At 50.6% G+C, this 19114-nt stretch carries 18 protein-coding genes; 8 read left to right on the top strand and 10 right to left on the bottom strand.

Annotated elements, in window-relative coordinates:
• Positions 1–3 precede the first annotated feature (3 nt).
• Genes NGM62_RS08770 through NGM62_RS08755 form a run of 4 tightly spaced genes read right to left on the bottom strand, consistent with a single transcriptional unit; the run spans position 4 to position 4608 of the window.
• Positions 4–1527, bottom strand: a complete 1524-nt coding sequence (locus NGM62_RS08770) for a proton-conducting transporter transmembrane domain-containing protein (RefSeq protein WP_262247208.1) — start codon at positions 1525–1527, stop codon at positions 4–6.
• Positions 1524–1880: a Na+/H+ antiporter subunit C gene (locus NGM62_RS08765; protein WP_262247205.1), complete on the bottom strand. Its 357-nt coding sequence runs from the start codon at positions 1878–1880 to the stop codon at positions 1524–1526. Before NGM62_RS08765 ends, NGM62_RS08770 begins: the two co-directional genes overlap by 4 nt.
• A 3-nt stretch (positions 1881–1883) precedes the next feature.
• Positions 1884–2297: a Na+/H+ antiporter subunit B gene (locus NGM62_RS08760; RefSeq protein WP_262247203.1), complete on the bottom strand. Its 414-nt coding sequence runs from the start codon at positions 2295–2297 to the stop codon at positions 1884–1886.
• A gap of 1 nt (position 2298) precedes the next feature.
• Positions 2299–4608, bottom strand: coding sequence for a putative monovalent cation/H+ antiporter subunit A (locus NGM62_RS08755; RefSeq protein ID WP_262247202.1), 2310 nt, complete (start codon positions 4606–4608; stop codon positions 2299–2301).
• A 149-nt stretch (positions 4609–4757) separates the two neighbouring features.
• On the opposite strand from NGM62_RS08755, the gene NGM62_RS08750 reads away from it, so the two are divergent.
• The 3 genes from NGM62_RS08750 (at position 4758) to NGM62_RS08740 (ending at position 8050) form a co-directional block, all read left to right on the top strand.
• Positions 4758–5717 carry a D-2-hydroxyacid dehydrogenase gene (locus tag NGM62_RS08750; RefSeq protein ID WP_262247201.1) on the top strand — a complete coding sequence of 320 codons (960 nt, stop codon included), beginning with the start codon at positions 4758–4760 and terminating at the stop codon, positions 5715–5717.
• 2 nt (positions 5718–5719) lie between these two features.
• Positions 5720–6871: a glycerate kinase gene (locus NGM62_RS08745; RefSeq protein ID WP_262247199.1), complete on the top strand. Its 1152-nt coding sequence runs from the start codon at positions 5720–5722 to the stop codon at positions 6869–6871.
• Between the two features lie 93 nt (positions 6872–6964).
• Positions 6965–8050: a metallophosphoesterase gene (locus NGM62_RS08740; RefSeq protein ID WP_262247198.1), complete on the top strand. Its 1086-nt coding sequence runs from the start codon at positions 6965–6967 to the stop codon at positions 8048–8050.
• Positions 8051–8117: 67 nt separating this feature from the next.
• On the opposite strand, the gene acs is transcribed toward NGM62_RS08740, so the two are convergent.
• Entirely contained in the window at positions 8118–10037 is a 1920-nt protein-coding gene (acs, locus tag NGM62_RS08735; RefSeq protein WP_262247197.1) for an acetate--CoA ligase, read from the bottom strand.
• A gap of 107 nt (positions 10038–10144) precedes the next feature.
• On the opposite strand from acs, the gene NGM62_RS08730 reads away from it, so the two are divergent.
• Positions 10145–11020, top strand: coding sequence for a UbiA family prenyltransferase (locus NGM62_RS08730; RefSeq protein ID WP_262247196.1), 876 nt, complete (start codon positions 10145–10147; stop codon positions 11018–11020).
• Between the two features lie 13 nt (positions 11021–11033).
• Here the strand turns inward: NGM62_RS08730 and NGM62_RS08725 are convergent, their stop codons facing one another.
• The 3 genes from NGM62_RS08725 to rsmA form a co-directional block, all read right to left on the bottom strand.
• Positions 11034–11402, bottom strand: coding sequence for a hypothetical protein (locus tag NGM62_RS08725; RefSeq protein ID WP_262247194.1), 369 nt, complete (start codon positions 11400–11402; stop codon positions 11034–11036).
• 195 nt (positions 11403–11597) lie between these two features.
• Positions 11598–12542, bottom strand: a complete 945-nt coding sequence (locus NGM62_RS08720) for an NAD(P)-dependent oxidoreductase (protein ID WP_262247193.1) — start codon at positions 12540–12542, stop codon at positions 11598–11600.
• Complete coding sequence (gene rsmA, locus NGM62_RS08715) at positions 12539–13318, bottom strand: 16S rRNA (adenine(1518)-N(6)/adenine(1519)-N(6))-dimethyltransferase RsmA (RefSeq protein ID WP_262247191.1); 780 nt, start codon at positions 13316–13318, stop codon at positions 12539–12541. The genes NGM62_RS08720 and rsmA overlap by 4 nt, the downstream gene beginning before the upstream one ends.
• A gap of 109 nt (positions 13319–13427) precedes the next feature.
• On the opposite strand from rsmA, the gene pdxA reads away from it, so the two are divergent.
• The 4 genes from pdxA to miaA all read left to right on the top strand — a co-directional run bounded on the left by pdxA (position 13428) and on the right by miaA (position 17576).
• Positions 13428–14483, top strand: a complete 1056-nt coding sequence (gene pdxA / locus NGM62_RS08710; protein WP_262247189.1) for a 4-hydroxythreonine-4-phosphate dehydrogenase PdxA — start codon at positions 13428–13430, stop codon at positions 14481–14483.
• Between the two features lie 81 nt (positions 14484–14564).
• Entirely contained in the window at positions 14565–15983 is a 1419-nt protein-coding gene (locus NGM62_RS08705) for a CCA tRNA nucleotidyltransferase (protein ID WP_262247295.1), read from the top strand.
• Positions 15984–16080: 97 nt separating this feature from the next.
• Positions 16081–16662: a plasmid pRiA4b ORF-3 family protein gene (locus tag NGM62_RS08700; protein ID WP_262247186.1), complete on the top strand. Its 582-nt coding sequence runs from the start codon at positions 16081–16083 to the stop codon at positions 16660–16662.
• Positions 16662–17576 (top strand): tRNA (adenosine(37)-N6)-dimethylallyltransferase MiaA, encoded by a 915-nt coding sequence (gene miaA, locus NGM62_RS08695; RefSeq protein WP_262247184.1) that lies wholly within the window; start codon positions 16662–16664, stop codon positions 17574–17576. Before NGM62_RS08700 ends, miaA begins: the two co-directional genes overlap by 1 nt.
• Here miaA and NGM62_RS08690 read toward each other — a convergent pair.
• Positions 17563–18633: a branched-chain amino acid aminotransferase gene (locus NGM62_RS08690; RefSeq protein WP_262247182.1), complete on the bottom strand. Its 1071-nt coding sequence runs from the start codon at positions 18631–18633 to the stop codon at positions 17563–17565. The genes miaA and NGM62_RS08690 overlap by 14 nt on opposite strands.
• A gap of 80 nt (positions 18634–18713) precedes the next feature.
• Positions 18714–19046, bottom strand: a complete 333-nt coding sequence (locus tag NGM62_RS08685; RefSeq protein ID WP_262247180.1) for a YegP family protein — start codon at positions 19044–19046, stop codon at positions 18714–18716.
• Positions 19047–19114: the final 68 nt, after the last annotated feature.

Below are 19114 nucleotides of genomic sequence, written 5' to 3'. Positions count from 1 at the left end.
CGTTTACTGTGTTTCATTAGTTCCCAAAACAGCCTCGATATAGGGTGTCGTGTCTTTCATTTCACCAGCGATATGCTTAGCTACCTGTGTGACATTTTCGGCTGCTAGCCCGATATAAAGCGTGATAGCGGCCAAAAAGACGATTGGCCCCACTAGAAGCGATTTCTTAAATTTACTCAGCGGTCGGAAGTCATCCGTTAGCGCTTCCTCACCCTCCACCGTAGGCTGGTCTTTCCAGAAGACCTTCGCCCACATCATCGAGATGACGTATAATGTTGCAAAGCTACCGATAATGATGGCGGCTATCAATACATATTGGTTGTCCATAAGACCCGCTTCGAACAAGTAGATTTTAGGCCAGAACCCCGAGAGCGGCGGGATGCCCACCAACGAAAAAAGCACGATGGCAATAACAAACGACAACAACGGGTATTCGGCATACAGGCCACCGAGCTTGTCCATGTTCATCGTGCCGCGTAACTTTCTGATGAGCCCAGCAATCAAAAATATGTTGGTTTTGACCATGATGTCGTGGAATAGGTAAAATAGCGCACCGGTAAGGGCTACTTCGGAGTACATGCCTAAGCCCCCGACCATGAACCCGATGTGGCATACGATGAGGTAAGAAAACATCCGCCGGATATTGTTTTTAATGACAGCACCGAAAGTCCCTGTAAGGATGGTAAGGACGGCAATGACAATGAGTAAGGTACGGGTAAATTCGTCGGGGACAAAAATCAGCGTAAACATCCTGAACAATGCGTAAATTCCCACTTTGGTGAGCAGGCCAGCAAATACGGCTGCAACGGCCGATGGCGGTGTATGGTAAGACGACGGTAGCCAGAAATACAGTGGGAATACTGCCGATTTGATACCGAATCCGATGATGAAAAAAATCGCAGTGAGGTCTACCAATGTCCGGTTTTCCAATGCGGCTACCTTGAGTGAGAGGTCGGCCATGTTGAGCGAGCCCGTGATACCATAGAGGATACCGATACCGGTGAGGAAGAACGTAGAAGCCAGGATATTCATGGCCATATATTTTACCGAACCTTCAATCTGGGCCTTCCTGCCACCAAGGGTTATTAGCACGAACGATGCGATGATGATTACCTCGAAGTATACATACAGGTTGAAAATATCGCCCGTAAGGAAAGCACCGTTCAGTCCCATCAGCAGGAAGTGCAACATCGGGAAATAGCCGTATATAATACGGCCACGGGCAATGCCGATAGCAGAGAAGACAGATACGGCGAGTCCCGAAAACGAGGTGAGCAACACCATGGTGCTACTGAAGACATCGGCCACGAAAGTGATGCCGAAGGGCGACTTCCAGCCGGCAGCTTCCATGGTGAGTATATCACCGCCCCACACCTTTGCGAACAGGTTAATGGCAATTGCAATGCCAATGGTGCTACCCGTGATGCTGATAATACGGTGGGCTAGTGTTTTACGCCAAAAGAAAAGTAATAGGATGGCCGTAAACAGGTGGACAATAACGGGAAAAACAATTGTGTTGTCAATCATATATCTTCTTCTTCCGGAGTGTTCAAATCGTCGAGATCGTCTGAGTTGACCAATACATAAACCCGTTTCAGCAAAACGATTGCAAAAGATTGGATGCCGAAACTGATCACAATAGCCGTTAATATCAGCGCTTGCGGGATGGGGTCGGCATAGATATCGGTAAATAATTTGGCAGCACTATCGATTACCGGTGGCTTGCCTTTGGTGATGCCGCCAAGTAGGAAAATCAATAGGTTGGCACCGTTGCCTAAAAGGGTGATGCCGATGAGCAGTTTTACCATACTTCGCCGGAGCAGCAGAAAAACACCCCCGGCATACAAGACAGCTATTAATATGATTAGTACCAGTTCCATGGATTACTCGCTATATTGGGCAATGGTAAACAATATGGTGAGCACCGCACCGATGACCACCAGGTATACGCCCAAATCGAAAAAGAGTGCCGAGCCTATCAGGCCGATTACGGGGAAGGGTTCGTTAAACCATAGGCTGGTCATAACGGGTTGCCCACCGAGCATAGGCACAAACATACTGAGCGCTGCCACACCAAGGCCTATCGGGATGAAGCTGCTGGGATGGGTGTGGAGCAGTTTGAGCGTAGCTTCGCTGCCATGGGTGAAACTGTGGAGTACGAAAGCAATGGCTGCGATGAGGCCGCCCACAAAGCCACCTCCCGGGTGGTAATGCCCGCGCAGTAAAATAAAAATCGAAAAAAGCAGCAAAATAGGCAGCAGATAGCTCGATGCGGTCTTCAGGATGGCACTTTTCATATCATTCTTTCTCTGACGCTTTTAACCTTAATTTTAATAAACTAACCACCCCGATTGCGGCAATGCTCAGTACCACGATTTCAAACATGGTGTCGAGGCCCCTGAAATCGACCAGGATCACATTTACGACGTTCCTTCCCTTGGCAAGGGTATATGCGTTGTCGCCATAGAATTGGCTCACCTCGGTGTCGATGGGTTGGTTTAAAACCTGTATGGCAACGAGCGCAATCATCAGTCCGAAAGCGGAAGCCACCACACCGTCGCGTATCCTTGTCCGCCGATTGGCGAAATTGAGAAACGGGGGTAGGCGGAAAAGTACGAGCACAAACAGCACCACCGTAAGGGTGTCGATGCTGAATTGGGTCATGGCCAAATCCGGTGCGCTGTAAAAGACAAATAACAGACACACACAGTAGCCGAGAACGCTCGTTGCGACCACGACGGTGAGACGCGAAGATGCTGTTACCGTGATGTAAACAGCAGCGATGAGGATAGCGGCCACCACCACTTCATAAATACTGATGGGCGAAAGATGGTCGATGGAGAGGCGTATCGGCCCACCCATGAAAAGCCGGATGGCAAACAATAATACGGTGGTGATAATAATCCGTAGCAGATACACCCGTAAGTAACCATTGTGCAACGTGCCAGTATAATAGATGGATATTTTACGTGCATACCGGGCCAGCTGACCGATAATGTGTTTGGGTGATAGGTAGTTGTAACGCTCTATTGCAGCCAGGCTTGCGGCGGAAGGTTTACGGACTACATATAGCAAGGTGCCAACTACGAGGGTAATCCCGCTCAACAGCAATACCAGGTTGAAACCATGCCATATTTTCAAGGGCGAATCGATTGCCGATTGATACATGGCCTCCGCGGCCGGATTAAATAGGATGCCATCGACGAGGAAAGGGGCACAACCAAAGACAACACCCAATACAGCCAATAGTAGGGGGGCTCCCCACAAGAGGCCGTGGGGGAGGTGTATGCCGTGGAAGCGGTCGGGCAGCTTGCCGGTGAACGGCCTGATCCCGGCTAAGAAACCCGCGCAAAGGAGCAAGATGTTGGTCAAAACGGCCAACCCGGTAAGTATCGCCGTCAGGATTCCGGCAGTATGCAGGGTTGCCTCGTATATGAGGTCTTTGCCGATGAAGCCGAAAGTGAATGGTAGGCCCGCACTCGATAGGGCGGCGAGTATGCCGGCGATGGAGACAGGCATCAATACCTTGCGCAGGCCCGATAGTTGCGTGATGTCTCGCGTGCCGGTTTCATGGTCGATGACGCCCGCAGTTAAAAAGAGAGATGCTTTGTACAGGGCATGCACCAAGATGAATACCGAAGCCGCCAGTAACGACTCGGCGGTGCCTATACCGATCAGGAAGACCAGCATCCCTAAGGCAGCGATGGTCGAATAGGCGAGGATGGATTTGAGATCTGTCCGGAAAATGGAATGGAAAGCGCTATAAACCATGGTAATACCACCAACGACAATAAGCGGATACATCCAATAATCGGTACCACCCAATACCGGTTGCAGCCTTGCCAGTAGGTAAATACCCGCCTTGACCATGGTGGCCGAATGCAGGTATGCCGACACCGGAGTGGGAGCTCTCATAGCCCCCGGCAACCAGAAATGGAAAGGGAACTGGGCCGACTTGGTAAAAGCGCCAATGAAAACCAATAGTAATATTAACCCATAAAGGGCGTGGCTCTTTAGGTATTCATTGGTACTCATCATTTCCTGTATGGAGTAATTGCCAGACAGGTGGCCCATGAGGATCAATCCCACCATCAGGAAGAACCCACCACCCATGGTGATGCATAAGGCGATAATGGAGCTCTTGCGGGAAGCAGCGTCGTCGTTGTTAAATCCGATAAGAAAGAACGAACTGATGCTGGTGAGCTCCCAAAAGATGAAGAGGAGCAACACATTGTCGGACAATACCACACCCAGCATGGAAGCCATGAAGAGGCAGAGGTACCCGTAGAACTTATCGAGGTACCGGTGGCCTTTAAGATACGATGCGGTATAAAGGAATACCAGTGACCCGATACCCGTGATCAGCAAGCTGAACAAAAGGGAAAGGCCATCCAAGTGGAAATCCAGATTGATGCCTAATGATGGAACCCATGGATGGTGGAAATGGACGTGCTGCCCCGCTTGGATAGTGGGTATAAAACTCGCAAAATAAGCAAATAAACCAATCGGCAATAGCGCCGCCAATACGGCTAGCCTACCCCTGAGGTACTTCCCGAGCGGGATGTATAAGATGGAAACAATAAGGCCGGCAAGTACAGCTAACAACATCGACGAAGTTCATTTAATCCTCAAAGGGCACTAAAATATATAAATTTGGCCTACAAAATTGCATTAAAGTTAAAATAATGGGATTTATTGCGAGGTTCTTTGTAATATTGGATATTCACTGACAATAGATCATTAATTACGACTAAACAATGAAAATAACAGTATTGGATGGGTACCCGCTGAACCCGGGCGACCTCAGCTGGGAATACTTGCAGAAATATGGCGACGTAGCGATATATGAACGGACGGCAGTGGCGGAAATTGCCGAGCGGGCTGCGGGAGCCGCAGTGGTACTCACCAACAAGGTGCCGTTGGGTGCCGAAGTAATGGAGCAGTTGCCCGACCTAAAATATATCGGCGTACTGGCTACTGGATATAACATCATCGATATTGCCTACGCCAAGCAGCGGGGTATAGTGGTTACCAATGTGCCGGGGTATAGTACACAATCCGTGGCGCAGCTGACGTTCGCTCTATTGCTGGAGCTTTGCCACCACGTGCAGCGGCACAGCGACAGTGTGGCGGACGGCAAATGGTCGCGGTCGCCTGATTTCAGTTTTTGGGACTATCCGTTGATTGAGCTTGCGGGAAAGACCATAGGTATTGTGGGTTTGGGCGACATCGGCAAGCAGGTAGCCGATATCGCTACAGCATTTGGTATGCAGATCATCGGCCACAGCCGGACGGAAACCGACCAATCGCACCGCAGTAATTTCCGGTGGGCCGGATTGGACGAGTTGCTGGAACAGTCGGATGTGGTAAGCCTGCACTGCCCGCTGACGCCTCAGACACAGGGATTGATAAATACCAACACCTTGGCGAAGATGAAGGCCACGGCATTCCTACTCAATACGTCGCGTGGGCCGCTGGTGGATGAAAGCGATCTTGCTGCTGCGCTGAACACGGATAAATTAGCCGGGGCAGGTGTGGATGTGCTGGCGGTGGAGCCGCCTCCTGCCGGTAGCCCGCTTTTCAGTGCAAAAAACTGCTTGGTGACGCCACATATCGCATGGGCAACACATGAGGCACGGAGCCGTTTGATGGGTACCGTTGATGAGAACCTGGGGGCCTACCTTGCAGGCAACCCGATAAATGTGGTTAATCCGTAAACATGCATATCCTCATAGCACCGAATGCTTTCAAACATGCGGTCGACGCGGCTGCAGCAGCTGTGGCCATTGAGCGTGGGTTGGTGGCGAGCCAACTGACTTGTACCACCGAGTGTTTCCCGATAGGTGACGGAGGCAACGGCACATGCGACCTCATTATCGAACGTATGCAGGGGGAACGGGTGGTTGTGCCCGTGGTGGACCCGCTGGGACGGAGCATAACAGCAGTGTTCGGTCTGGTTGCAGATGGGCAGATAGCCGTCATCGAGATGGCCGATGCGTCAGGGTTGCATTTACTCACCCCAAACGAACTGGACCCGTTGCAAGCCAACTCTTACGGAACAGGCCAACTGATCAAAGCGGCATTGGATAAGGGTGTGCGGAAGGTCGTTGTCGGTATGGGTGGATCGGCCACGGTTGATGGGGGCAGCGGAATGCTACGCGCACTTGGTGCCCGCTTTTTAGACGGGGAAGGAAACGAGATAACAGCGTTGCCGGTTGGACTGGCTGCGCTGCGTTCGATTGACTTATCGGGATTGGATAGACGGCTGCAGGAAGTTGAGTTGACCGTGCTCTGCGATGTTGAAAATCCACTAATCGGAGAAACCGGGGCAGCGCACGTGTTCGGGCCACAGAAAGGCGCTTCTCCTGACCAGGTGGAGCAACTGGCTGGTGTTTTGATACATTATGCGGAAGTAGTCCGGGCGACAACCGGCGTGGATGTCTCTTCCTGCCGGTCGGGGGGCGTGGCGGGTGGAGCGAGTGCAGGACTCGCGGGGCTGGCCGGGGCCGAATTAGTCGACGGAATTGCTTATTTCCTTGACCTGACCCGGTTTGATGAATCGTTGTCAAAAAGCCACATCGTTATTACGGGCGAAGGTAGCATAGATGACCAAACACTGCAGGGGAAAGGCCCTTATGGCGTGGCAAGCCGGGCCAAGCGATTGGGGCTTCCGGTGATTGGCCTCGCGGGAAAAATACCCGTTGAGATAAGCAGTGAGCTGGCAGCATATTTCGATGTGTTGTTTGCCATTGGCAATTGTCCCATGCCGTTGAATGAAGCGCTGGCCAGTACTACAGATAACTTAATCCGGACCGCAACGCAATTAGGGAACTTACTCGCCGTTTGCCCGGCACCCCACCAGCAGCAATAACAAATCGATAATGGTACGGTGACGCGATGTTTACCGTAAATTTTTATGTTTGTAGGGAAGTCTATTACTGATGTAAATTTTTAAAACACTGAAATGAAGAGAAATCGCTTATCCTTTTTTCTATTGACCTGTTTTGTAGGTTTTATGACAATCGGCGTCCACGCACAGGAGGTGCAGTACGAGCCGCCGAAGTTGAGTAATCCCGACTCCTGGTCATTGGTACTGATACCTGACCCACAGAGCTACGTGAAATTTGAACGCAATCAGGGGGCTTTGGAATTGATGACGGGTTGGATAAGTGAGCAAATTGAACCGTTGAACATCGGGATGGTGCTTTGCACGGGCGATTTGGTGGAGCATAACGACTGGCTGAACCCGAATGGCACGCAAGCTAACCAACCGGGCAAGAAGCAGTGGGAGGCTGTGGCGCGCGCATTCGGGCGGTTGGATGGCAAAGTTCCCTATGTAGCCGCAACGGGGAACCATGATTATGGAGTGAAAAACGTTGAGTATCGCCGAACAAACTATAACCATTATTTTCCGGTAGATAAAAATCCGCAATCGCAAAAACTGCTGCGAGACGTGGGTATCGACAACGACGGCTACCCATCGCTGACGAACGCAACGTACGAATTTACGTCGCCGCATGGCAGGCAGTTTCTCGTGATGGTGCTTGAATTTGCACCCCGTGATACGGTACTCCGCTGGGCGCTCAATACCGTCAACCAAGAACGGTATGCCGCGCATACAGTCATTTTGCTTACCCACTCGTACCTCAACTCGGCAAGTGAACACATCTTAACAGAGGGTTACCCGATAACGGATGGGAATTATGGTGCCGCTGTATGGGAAAAACTGGTGAAGCCCTCGAAGAATATTCAATTGGTAATGAGTGGCCATATCGGTAAGGCGAATGATATATTGGGCCACATCGGCTTCCGAACGGACACCAATGCCGGTGGCAAAGCGGTACACCAGATGGTGTTCAACGCGCAAGCGCTGGGTGGCGGTTGGCATGGCAACGGTGGTGATGGCTGGCTACGTTATCTTGAATTCATGCCCGATGGAAAAACGGTCAAAGTCAAGACATTTTCGCCGTTATTTGCCCTGTCTCCGGCTACACAACACTTGGCTTGGCGTACTGCCGACTACGATGAATTTTCGTTTACACTGGATTAACTAACCCGTTGGAAAACGAAACCCGGAGGACGGCTCCTTGCTCCTCCGGGTTTCGTTTTTATGCTTACTACCCTCTTAACTTCTCCGCACCTTCTTTAATTTCTTCCACTATCCCAGGGTCTAAGAGGGTGGTGATGTCGCCCAGATTGGAGGTGTCGCCCTCTGCGATTTTCCGGAGGATGCGCCGCATGATTTTTCCCGACCGGGTTTTCGGCAGGCCGCTCACAAATTGGATTTTATCAGGCTTTGCAATGGCCCCAATAATACGGCTCACCGTTTGGTTGATGTCTTGGCGGGTAAGGTTTTCGTCAACATGATGCCCCGAGGCGATAACGTATGCATAGATACCCTGCCCTTTGACCGGATGTGGGTAACCGACGATGGCCGACTCAATCACGTCGCTGTGCATGTTAATGGCATTTTCCAGCTCTGCGGTGCCGATGCGATGACCCGACACATTGAGCACGTCGTCCACGCGCCCGGTAATACGGTAGTAGCCGTCTTCGTTGCGTAGGCATCCATCACCCGTGAAGTACATGTTTTCGTAAGCAGAGAAATAGGTCTGCCGGCAACGTTCGTGATCGCCATAAGTGGTACGGATCATACCCGGCCATGGGAACTTGATGCAGAGGTTCCCACTTACGTCGTTACCCTTCAGCTCGTTCCCGTTTTCATCAACAATGACGGGTTGTACGCCCGGTAACGGTAGCATGGCGAAGCTGGGGATGGTAGGTGTGATACCGGCAATGGGAGAGATGAGGATACCACCATTCTCTGTCTGCCACCAAGTATCCACTATGGGTGCTTTCCCTTTCCCGATTTTTTCATTATACCAATTCCACGCTTCTTCATTGATCGGTTCACCTACACTGCCAAGCTTACGGATACTGCTGAGGTCTTTTCCATCGACGTATTCGTCGCCCGCGGCCATCAGTGAGCGGATTGCAGTAGGTGCGGTATAAAGGATATTCACCTGGTGTTTATCTACGACATCCCAAAAGCGGCCGGCGTCAGGCCATGTGGGAATACCTTCGAACATCAGTGAGGTTGCCCCTTGCGAGAGAGGGCCATAAATGATGTATGAGTGCCCGGTAATCCAACCGATATCTGCCGTGCAGAAATAAACCTCATCGGGTTGGTACTGGAATACATTGGAAAATGTATATCCGGTATAAACCATGTAGCCCCCGCACGTATGTACCACACCTTTGGGCTTGCCGGTGGAGCCTGAAGTATAGAGGATAAACAGCATGTCTTCCGAGTCCATCTCTTCGGCAGGGCAGGCCGGGTTCCCTTGGGTTTCCACTTTCGTGATTTCGTCTTCCCACCATACGTCGCGCCCCTTGATCATGGATACCGGGGTCCGTGTGCGGGTCAGGACGATGACCCGCTCGATGGATTTACACTGTACCAATGCATCGTCCACAATGGATTTCAGTTCGATCGTTTTCGTGCCGCGGAATCCGCCGTCTGCCGTGATAACCAGTTTACAACCGGTGTCGTTGATACGATCTGCAATCGATTGAGCTGAAAAACCACCGAATACGACGGAATGTATGGCCCCTATACGGGCACACGCCAGCATGGCGATAACCAGCTCGGGAACCATTGGCAGGTAGATGCATACCCGGTCGCCCTTGCGCACACCATTGTTTTTTAGCACATTGGAAAACTGTTCTACTTTTTCCAGCAGTTGTTTATAGGTGAGCACACGGTGTGCTTCGCTGGGGTCGTTGGGCTCCCAAATGATCGCAGGTTTGTCTCCTAGTTTATAGATGTGCCGGTCCAGGCAGTTTTCGGTGATGTTGAGTTTGGCTCCTTCAAACCACCTGATGTCCGGCTCTTTGAAGTTCCAGCTTAATACATTATTCCATTTACGCCGCCAATAGAAATGATTGGCAACCCCCGCCCAGAATTCTTCAGGTTTTTCTACGCTTTGTTGGTAAACGCGTTGATATTCATCAAATGATTTGATTTGTAAATCCATATTTAGTTTAATTTTTTTATGTTATTTTGCCGGACAATAAATTGGCCTTCTTGGTCTTTCGGAGGGCTAATTTACATACTTTTTGCAAAAAAGCGAATTTCCTGCGCGTGCTGCCGAATTACAACCGTAAATTTCTAGATACGTTGCTCTTCAGCAATGTGTTTATCGCCTGTTGTGCGGTGGCGCAGGGAGCTATGACGTACCACCTGCTTTCGCTGCCGGTAAATTACACCGTGTTAGCCATTTTGGGTTGCGCTACCTTGGCGTTATATAATTTCAGTATGATCTTGGCCAGGCCACCGCACCCTGAGACGTCACCGTTCCGGCGTGTGCGGTGGGTATTCAGGCATGAGCGGTCGCTTTGGGTTTGGACCGGCATCGCGCTGGTCGCGGTATGGGTACTCGGCCTGCACCTCCACAAGCCGTCGTTTGTGTTGCTGGGGGTGATGGGTGTCATGGGGGTGGCTTACAACCTACCGATTGTGCACGTGTCGGGCAGACAGCGGCGGGCTGGGCTACGGCAGATTACAGGCCTGAAATTGTTTTACATTGGCTTGGTCTGGGTGATGAGCTGCGTATTGCTCCCGGTAGCGGAAGCGTACCACGATGACCTCCACATTGTATGGTACCAAGTATGGCAATTGATGGCCTGGGTATTCTTGTTTGTTGTTGCCATTACCATCCCGTTTGATATCCGAGATATTTACCAAGACCGGTACTACGGGTTGAAAACCATCCCGGTATTATTTGGTGAACGGAAAGCACTGGTGTTATCCAGTACATTGTTGGCGGTTCAGATGGGATGGGTATGGTTTAGTAATTACCCGTTAGACATCCGTTTGGCGTTGTTCATCGCATCAGTGCTATGCTTGTTGTTTATTTTAGTGCCCCCGATCAAGAAGAATGAATACTACTATTTTCTGCTACTGGATGGTACATTGCTCTTGCAGTTCGTCGTATTGTTGCTGGTGGGGTTCGTCTGAATAGTCCACCGGTCTATTTCCGGTCGCCCTGCCAAGACCCTTCCAGTGGCGGTGTAAAGGCTGTATTTTTCCAGGTGCCGCTGGCTTTACCATTTTTTGTTAACGTTCCTGTAAACTCACTTCCCGTACCAGCAACTCCGGAGGTTGCCTTAAATGCGCCATTATCACTTACGTTGCCCGTTAGTGTAAACCCCTGTCCGGTACGTGTCGAATTACCCGAGCCTGTCATGATGCCATTGTCAGAAACCTGTATCTGCCACGACCCTTGGTCACTTCCGGAATAGTCACCGGCCCAAGACCCGACAAAAGGAGATGATTTGTCTTTTTTACACGAAGCCGCAGCAATGAAAGACACTAAAAGCAGTAATTTAATTTTTTTCATCTGTATATAATTTTAACGGTGATGAAGCTATCAGATTTTTCATTTGTGTTTGATTTCGATGGCATTCAAGATGGCTGAAGTCGTTTATTAATCTCCTTGTATGTTGAATAAATCATGATGGTCTCATAATATCTTTTAAGGTTAATCGTATTGCGAAGTAAAGGTCATCAATATAAAATCGGCGAGCTGTAATGATTAGTGATTGCGGAGATGATCAATGACCTTGGTAGCCAAGACATCGGCAAGTTTAAAGTAACTCTCCACACTCCATCCGGCCACATGCGGGCTGCATATCACCCTGTTGTGTGCCATCAACGGTCCGTACCAGGGTTGCTCGGCCAGTGCCGGGAATTTCTCAACAGGAAGTACATCAAATGCCGCTCCCAACACCCGGCCTTCGTCGAGGGCCTTCAATATGGCGGGGACGTGCACGATCTCGCCCCGGGCACCATTCAAGAAGAAAATCGGTTTGCGGAAGCGGGCGAGGTATGCCTCATCAACCATACCGCGCGATACCGAGGTGAGCGGAATATGGAGGCTCAGCACATCGGCTTTCTCCACGATTTCTTCCATGCTTGCCTCAGTAGCATAGGCGTCGCTAAACCCGGTTTTGTACTTGTCGTAAGCGATCACCTTGACTCCGAACCCGGAAAGTTTACGCGCCATGGCACCTCCATTATTGCCGTAGCCGATAAGGGCCACTGTGCGGCCGCCCAATTCAAGGCCGCGGTTTGCTTCCCGTTGCCAGAGGCCTTCTTTTATTTCGGCATTGCCACGGTGGAGGTTGTTCATCAGCGACAGCAGCATGCCCACCATGTGTTCTCCCACGGCATCGCGGTTCCCTTCGGGGGCGTTGAGGAGGGTGATGCCTTTTTGTTGCGCATACGTCTCGTCGATGTTATCCATCCCCGCACCGCCGCGGGCGATGACGTTAAGGTGCGGTGCCGCATCCAAGAATGCCGAATCAACTTTGAACTTTGAACGGATTACGAGGCCGGTATATTGCGGGATGATACGCAATGCTTCGTCTCTGCCGATAGTGGGCAGGTAGTCGAACGCGATGTTGTTTACCTCCAGCTTTTCGGTAAAAACCTGGTGGAGGTCGTCGACGATAAGCAATCGGGTGGAAATTTTAGTCATATTCGTGGGGCAATGTAGTTGGTTAACGTAATGAAGTCGGTAACGGTGAGCCGTTCGGCGCGTAAGTCGAAGAGCGGATTATCGCCCATGTTTTCTTTTTGGACCACGCCGGAAAGCGCATTCCGCAGGGTTTTACGCCGTTGATTGAAAGCTGCTTTCACGATGCGCCAAAATAGCTTTTCGTCGCAGTCCAGTGTCACTTCCGGCTTCCGGGTAAGACGGATGACGCCCGACAATACCTTCGGGGGCGGAGCGAATGCCCCGGCCTTGACCGTAAAGAGGTATTCAACGTCGTAATACGCCTGTACGAGGACACTGAGGATACCGTATGCTTTACCTCCTGGATGGGCTGCACAGCGCTCGGCCACCTCTTTCTGGAACATGCCCACCACCTCCAACACACGATGGCGCTCCTCCAATACCTTGAAAAGGATCTGCGACGAGATATTGTAAGGGAAATTGCCGATCACGGCTAGCTTTCCGGAGATGTGCGCGTCGAAATCCATGGTCAGAAAATCACCTTGTATGAGCCGATTACCTGATTCCGGGTACCGCTTACGCAGAAATTCAATGGATTCAGCATCTACATCGATCAATAGGGTACGGTAACCCTTTTCCTGGAGCAGGATGTCCGACAGGATCCCCATTCCCGGCCCTACTTCCAATACGGTATCGTAACCGAGTTGTGGCCGTAAAGATGCGACAATCTTGGCTGCGGTATGCTTATCCGTCAGGAAATGTTGCCCTAGGTGTTTTTTTGCGCGGACGCTAGTCATCAATGTCTGGATTTGCTGTAAGCCGAGCAAAAGTAACCTTTTTTTGTAACTTTAAGCGGGCAGCATCCACTAAAATTCCTACTTTTGGTAGCCAAAGGACACAGTGACTATGAGCGAAAAACTGAAAATAGGGATATCAATAGGCGACGTGAACGGTATCGGGCTTGAAGTAATCATTAAGACTTTGCTCGATAGCAGGGTGTTGGAGTATTTTACGCCGATTGTTTATGGAAATACCAAAGTGGCGTCGTTTCATCGTAAGGCTTTGGGTATTAACGATTTCAGTTTCAACGTTGTCAACGACGCGACTCAAGCTCACGCCAAGCGTGCCAATATGATCAATTGCTGGCAGGACGATGTGAAGATCACATTGGGAGAGGAAAATGAGATAGGGGGTAAATATGCGTTCCTTTCATTGAAACATGCGGTGGATGATTTGGTAAGGGGAAACATCGATGCGTTGGTGACCGCGCCGATAAATAAGCATAATATCCAGCAAGAAGGATTTGATTTTCCCGGCCATACGGAATACCTGCAGGCGCGGACAGAAAGCCGCGATGCGCTGATGTTCATGATCAGTGAGGAGCTGCGTGTGGGGGTCGTTACCGGTCATATTCCGGTGAAGGATATTGCACCGAATATTTCAAGCGACGCGATTGTATCGAAACTGGTGCTGATGGATGCGAGCCTTAGGCGCGACTTTTGGGTTAGAAAGCCAAAGATTGCCGTATTGGGTTTGAATCCCCATGCCGGCGACAATGGATTGATAGGGACGGAAGACGCCGAGATCATTGCACCGGCTATTGCGGAGGCGAAATCAAAAGGTGTTTTTTGTTTCGGACCTTATCCGGCCGACGGTTTTTTTGCCGCCGAAGCGTACATGAAATTTGATGCTGTGCTGGCCATGTACCACGACCAGGGGTTGATTCCGTTTAAGCATATCGCTGCACGCCGGGGTGTCAATTTCACAGCGGGTTTACCCGTGGTGCGCACATCGCCCGATCATGGTACGGGATATGACATCGCGGGGAAGAATATGGCGTCGGAAATTTCATTCCGTGAGGCGCTATTTGCGGCTAGCCATATTGTGGACCGTAGGCGAGAACAGGATGTGCTGACATCGAATCCGTTGGTCTCCAGACGTTTGTCTCGCGATCGGGATTAATCCCTCCGTGGGGTCATCGTATTACCCGCCGAATGTGTATTTTTGCCGTCTTAATACGAATTGCCGATGCCCGAGACAATCATGAATGACTATCTGGACCATCCCATATTCCCACTTCTGCGTGATACCGCCGACGAATCCAATGTGGAGTGTTTCGTGGTAGGGGGCTATGTGAGGGATAGGATTATGGGGCGTGATTTCAAAAATGATGTAGACATCGTAGTGGTAGGCAGTGGTGTGGAGTTTGCAAAGCGGGTGGGCGGCAAGTTGGGCGTAAAAGTGGCAGTCTATAAGAACTTCGGGACGGCCTCGATTCATTACGGGGAAATACAGCTCGAGTTTGTAGGAGCCCGGAAAGAGTCCTATCGGGCAGATTCCCGGAAGCCGATCGTGGAAGATGGAACATTGGCTGACGACCAGAACCGGCGTGATTTTACCATCAATGCCATGGCATTGTCGCTTAATAAAGTCGATTTCGGCAGACTACTCGATCCGTTCGATGGTCGTATGGATATCCGGCACCGCATTATCCGGACACCGCTGAATCCCAATGAGACCTTCTCGGACGACCCGTTGCGGATGATGCGGGCCATCCGTTTCGCGGCGCAATTGAACTTTAAAATCGATGTATTGGCCGTCCAAGCGATAGTAACCAATAAAGAGCGGATAAAAATCGTGTCGCGCGAGCGTATCATCGATGAGCTGAACAAGATTGTATGCGCTCCTAAGCCATCGGTGGGGTTCAAATACCTGTTCGATGTGGGGCTATTGCATCTGATTTTCTCTGCCATGGCCAACCTGCAAGGTGTGGAGGTCATCAACGGGAAAGGGCATAAAGATAATTTCTACCACACACTTGAGGTGTTGGACAACGTCGCCGAAGCTGGCGGCGACCTTTGGCTTCGATGGGCAGCGATTATGCACGATATTGCAAAGCCGGCCACCAAACGTTTTGATAAACGCCACGGATGGACCTTCCATGGGCATGAAGACAAGGGGGCACGTATGGTACCTCGCCTCTTTGCCGAACTCAAGCTGCCACTCAACGATAAAATGAGGTTTGTACAGAAAATGGTGGCCCTCCACCTCCGCCCCATTGTGCTCGCACAAGATATCGTGACCGACTCGGCGATCCGGAGGTTACTGTTCGAGGCAGGAGACGATATCGATAGCCTCATGCAGTTGTGCCATGCGGATGTAACCACTAAAAATGAGTATAAAAAGAAGAAATACCGCCAAAACTTCGATCTCGTAAAGCAGAAGCTTAAAGATGTGGAAGAACGGGATCAGATCCGGAATTGGCAACCTCCAATCACAGGCCAGGATATCATGGAAACATTTGGGCTGAAGCCGGGGAAGATGGTCGGTATCATAAAAAATGCAATCCGTGAAGCGATATTGGAAGGCGACATACCCAATAATCGGGATGATGCCTATCAATTCATGATAGATAGGGGGAAGGAACTCGGATTGGAGTTAACGGATAATTCCGCTTTATAAGTTGGGGGCGTGTTGTGCATAAAGCGTATTGTGTATAAAAGGAATTTGCATAAGTTTGTATAAGTTTACGTAAAAAAACAGACTAGAGGGAAGTGTTATGGCTATCTATCGTTTTAGGATTTCATTCGAAGATTATGATGACGTGATTCGCGAAATCGATATACTGCCCAAGCAGACTTTTTTGGACCTGCACCTTGCGTTGCATGCGGCCACGGGTTACGATGCTGAGATGCCGTCGTCGTTTTATGTGAGCAACGATCGCTGGAAGAAGGGGAAGGAAATCGCCTACCTACCTACCAAATCAAAAGCCGAGCAGGGCGTAGCATTGATGGAGGAATCGAGGTTGAGCCGGTTTATTGACGACCCGCACCAGAAATTCTATTACATATACAACTTCGACCACCCGGTCGATTTCCATGTGCAGCTGATCAAGATACTTAAGGAAGAGGAAGGCCAAACCTATCCGGTGCTATTCAAGAGTGCGGGGCAGGTCCCTAAGGTGCCGGGGCTGAAGGTGGTGCCTACCGAAACATCCGACAAGAAGGACGAGGAGGAATATGATTTCTTGGCGGAGACCGAATACGGCATCAACGAGGAGGAAGACTTGGATATGCTGGATGAAGACCAACCGGGGGACGAGAAAGAGGAGGGTAACGAGGGGTATGGAGAAGATTATTGATGGCTCCTGTAAAAACACTGGTATGTGTAGTAGGGCCCACTGCCGTGGGGAAAACAGCGGCAGCAATCCAGCTAGCGAGACACTTCCAAACCGTTATCCTGTCCGCTGATTCCCGCCAGTTTTATCGCGAAATGACTATCGGTACGGCCAAGCCCAGCGAAGCGGAGCTGGCAGGGGTACCGCATTATTTCATCAATTCCCATCACATTACCGACGACTATTCGGCGGGCGACTTTGAACGCGATGCGTTAGCATTGTTGGCCAAGCTATTCCTGCATCATGATATTGCTATTCTCGTAGGTGGCTCCGGACTGTTCGTCCGTGCCGTTTGCCAGGGATTGGATGATTTGCCGAAGCCGCTGGCCGGCGTGCGGGACCGGCTGAATGAGCTGTACCAGCAACAGGGTCTTGGCCATCTCCAAGCCCTGCTGCAACAGGCAGACCCGGTATATTTTGAAGAAATGGACCGCCAAAACCCACAGCGGGTAATCCGTGCGCTCGAAGTCTATGAAAGTACGGGATTACCGTTTTCCCATTTCAGGCGCGGCGATACTACGATGAGACCATTCGATGTGCTTACGTTGGGGTTGGATACCGATAGGGAGTTGCTATATCAGCACATCAATTCGCGCGTAGATGAGATGGTAGCCGCAGGGCTATTAAAAGAAGTGGAGTCGCTATTGCCATATCGTGACAAACCGCCACTGCAAACCGTAGGCTACGCTGAACTATTCGATTACCTTGACGGCAAGTACTCGTGGGAGCAGGCGGTGGAAAAAATCAAACAGCATACACGGCGGTACGCCAAGCGCCAGCTCACATGGTTCCGCAAAGACAAGTCGACCGCTTGGTTTTCGCCGACGGATATCGACGGAATGATTGCCCATGTTTCGTCACACGTCAACCCACGATGACGTTCCACCCAAATTCGTCCGCGATGTGGCCATAGCGTAAGTCATTGAGGTATTGCAACACCTTATTTGAAAACTCCCGTTTTTCTGGGTCGGGCAATGTATAAATCTTGCCTTCGTAGCCTATTTCAGATATCGGTGTAAGCGTGGCTGCCGTACCGGCGGCAAACGCTTCCGTTACGCTACCATTCTCAATACCTTCTATCAGTTCTTGGACAGAGACCTTGCGTTCTTCAGCCTGGTACCCCCAATGCCGGGCAATTTCGATGATGGTGCGGCGGGTAATGCCATGCAGTATTGTGTCTGACGAAGGGGTGATGATTGTATCGCCCACGCGGAAAAGCAGGTTGGCTGTGCCGGCCTCCTCAACGTACTTATGTTCTATAGCGTCCGTCCACATCAATTGGTCGAAGCCCTCCTCTTGTGCGAGGCGCGTCGGGTGGAGCGACAACGCATAGTTTCCTGCATTTTTTGAAAAGCCCACACCGCCCTGCGCCGCCCGGGTGAAATGGGTTTCAACTTTCAGCCGGAGCGGCTTGTTGTAATATGCCCCCACAGGCCCTGTGATAACGATAAACTTATATGAATCGGAGGGGTGTACGCCCAAAGCTGCCTCCGTGGCAAACATAAATGGGCGGATATAGAGTGAAGACCCCTCAAGCTGAGGTATCCATGCACGGTCGATATCCAACAGTGTTTTGATGCCTCCGATGAACAGCTCTTCCGGTACCTCTGGCATTTCGAGCCGGGAGGCGGATTTATTGAACCGATTAAGGTTCTGATCGGGCCTGAAAACGCTAACGGTTCCATCAGCGAATTTATAGGCTTTCAAGCCCTCAAAAATTGACTGGCCATAATGGATGGCTGACGTGGCCGGGCTTAACGACAGGTTGCCATACGGCACGATACTTGGCTCTTCCCATTGCCCATCGGCATAGTCTGCCACCAACATGTGGTCAGAGAGAATCTTACCGAATTTTAAATCGTTGAAATCGACCTGCGACAGCCTCGACTGCTGCGTTTGCTCTACCCGGATAGCCGTTGTTCCTGCCTCGCTCATAGCTGTATTATATTAGCGTGTGCAAGTTAGGAAAAAAAGCGGATTGGAAGAAAAGATTTCATTCCGACCCGCCTTAAGAATCAAGCGGATTGGTCGTCCGTGGTCGCGTCGGGTGCGTTCCGCTTCACCGATTCGATACCTTTGTCGCGGCCAGCGGCGGATTCGTACATTTCACTCGAACCGATAACCTGGCCGTTGGCGGCTTTCAGGTTGAAGAAAAACTTACCGTTTTTTGCCTCCTTCCGATCGTAACGATTGTCGTCAGGTGCATTTTTCTTTACCGACTCGATGCCGTTGAGGCACGATGCCTTGGCGGTGTAACCTTCACTGGTTAGGATTACCTCACCGTTGCCAGCTTTCAGATTGAATTGAAATTCCCCGTTCTTGCGCGTTGAAATCACAAATTTTCCCATGATTTTACTGTTTTGTTTATGTGAATGATAAATTGTACGGCTCTTTCTTGGTAGGCTAATTTAAACAA

The organism is Parapedobacter soli (assembly GCF_025460835.1).
Lineage (GTDB): Bacteria > Bacteroidota > Bacteroidia > Sphingobacteriales > Sphingobacteriaceae > Parapedobacter > Parapedobacter soli.
The sequence above is the reverse complement of the archived record's forward strand: the minus strand, read 5'-3'. Positions and strand labels throughout refer to the sequence as shown.

Coding starts and splice junctions, on each gene's coding strand:
- NGM62_RS08770 (WP_262247208.1), bottom strand. CDS start 1,527: ATGATTGACAACACAATTGTTTTTCCCGTTATTGTCCACCTGTTTACG.
- NGM62_RS08765 (WP_262247205.1), bottom strand. CDS start 1,880: ATGGAACTGGTACTAATCATATTAATAGCTGTCTTGTATGCCGGGGGT.
- NGM62_RS08760 (WP_262247203.1), bottom strand. CDS start 2,297: ATGAAAAGTGCCATCCTGAAGACCGCATCGAGCTATCTGCTGCCTATT.
- NGM62_RS08755 (WP_262247202.1), bottom strand. CDS start 4,608: ATGTTGTTAGCTGTACTTGCCGGCCTTATTGTTTCCATCTTATACATC.
- NGM62_RS08750 (WP_262247201.1), top strand. CDS start 4,758: ATGAAAATAACAGTATTGGATGGGTACCCGCTGAACCCGGGCGACCTC.
- NGM62_RS08745 (WP_262247199.1), top strand. CDS start 5,720: ATGCATATCCTCATAGCACCGAATGCTTTCAAACATGCGGTCGACGCG.
- NGM62_RS08740 (WP_262247198.1), top strand. CDS start 6,965: ATGAAGAGAAATCGCTTATCCTTTTTTCTATTGACCTGTTTTGTAGGT.
- acs (WP_262247197.1), bottom strand. CDS start 10,037: ATGGATTTACAAATCAAATCATTTGATGAATATCAACGCGTTTACCAA.
- NGM62_RS08725 (WP_262247194.1), bottom strand. CDS start 11,402: ATGAAAAAAATTAAATTACTGCTTTTAGTGTCTTTCATTGCTGCGGCT.
- NGM62_RS08720 (WP_262247193.1), bottom strand. CDS start 12,542: ATGACTAAAATTTCCACCCGATTGCTTATCGTCGACGACCTCCACCAG.
- rsmA (WP_262247191.1), bottom strand. CDS start 13,318: ATGACTAGCGTCCGCGCAAAAAAACACCTAGGGCAACATTTCCTGACG.
- pdxA (WP_262247189.1), top strand. CDS start 13,428: ATGAGCGAAAAACTGAAAATAGGGATATCAATAGGCGACGTGAACGGT.
- NGM62_RS08705 (WP_262247295.1), top strand. CDS start 14,565: ATGAATGACTATCTGGACCATCCCATATTCCCACTTCTGCGTGATACC.
- NGM62_RS08700 (WP_262247186.1), top strand. CDS start 16,081: ATGGCTATCTATCGTTTTAGGATTTCATTCGAAGATTATGATGACGTG.
- miaA (WP_262247184.1), top strand. CDS start 16,662: ATGGCTCCTGTAAAAACACTGGTATGTGTAGTAGGGCCCACTGCCGTG.
- NGM62_RS08690 (WP_262247182.1), bottom strand. CDS start 18,633: ATGAGCGAGGCAGGAACAACGGCTATCCGGGTAGAGCAAACGCAGCAG.
- NGM62_RS08685 (WP_262247180.1), bottom strand. CDS start 19,046: ATGGGAAAATTTGTGATTTCAACGCGCAAGAACGGGGAATTTCAATTC.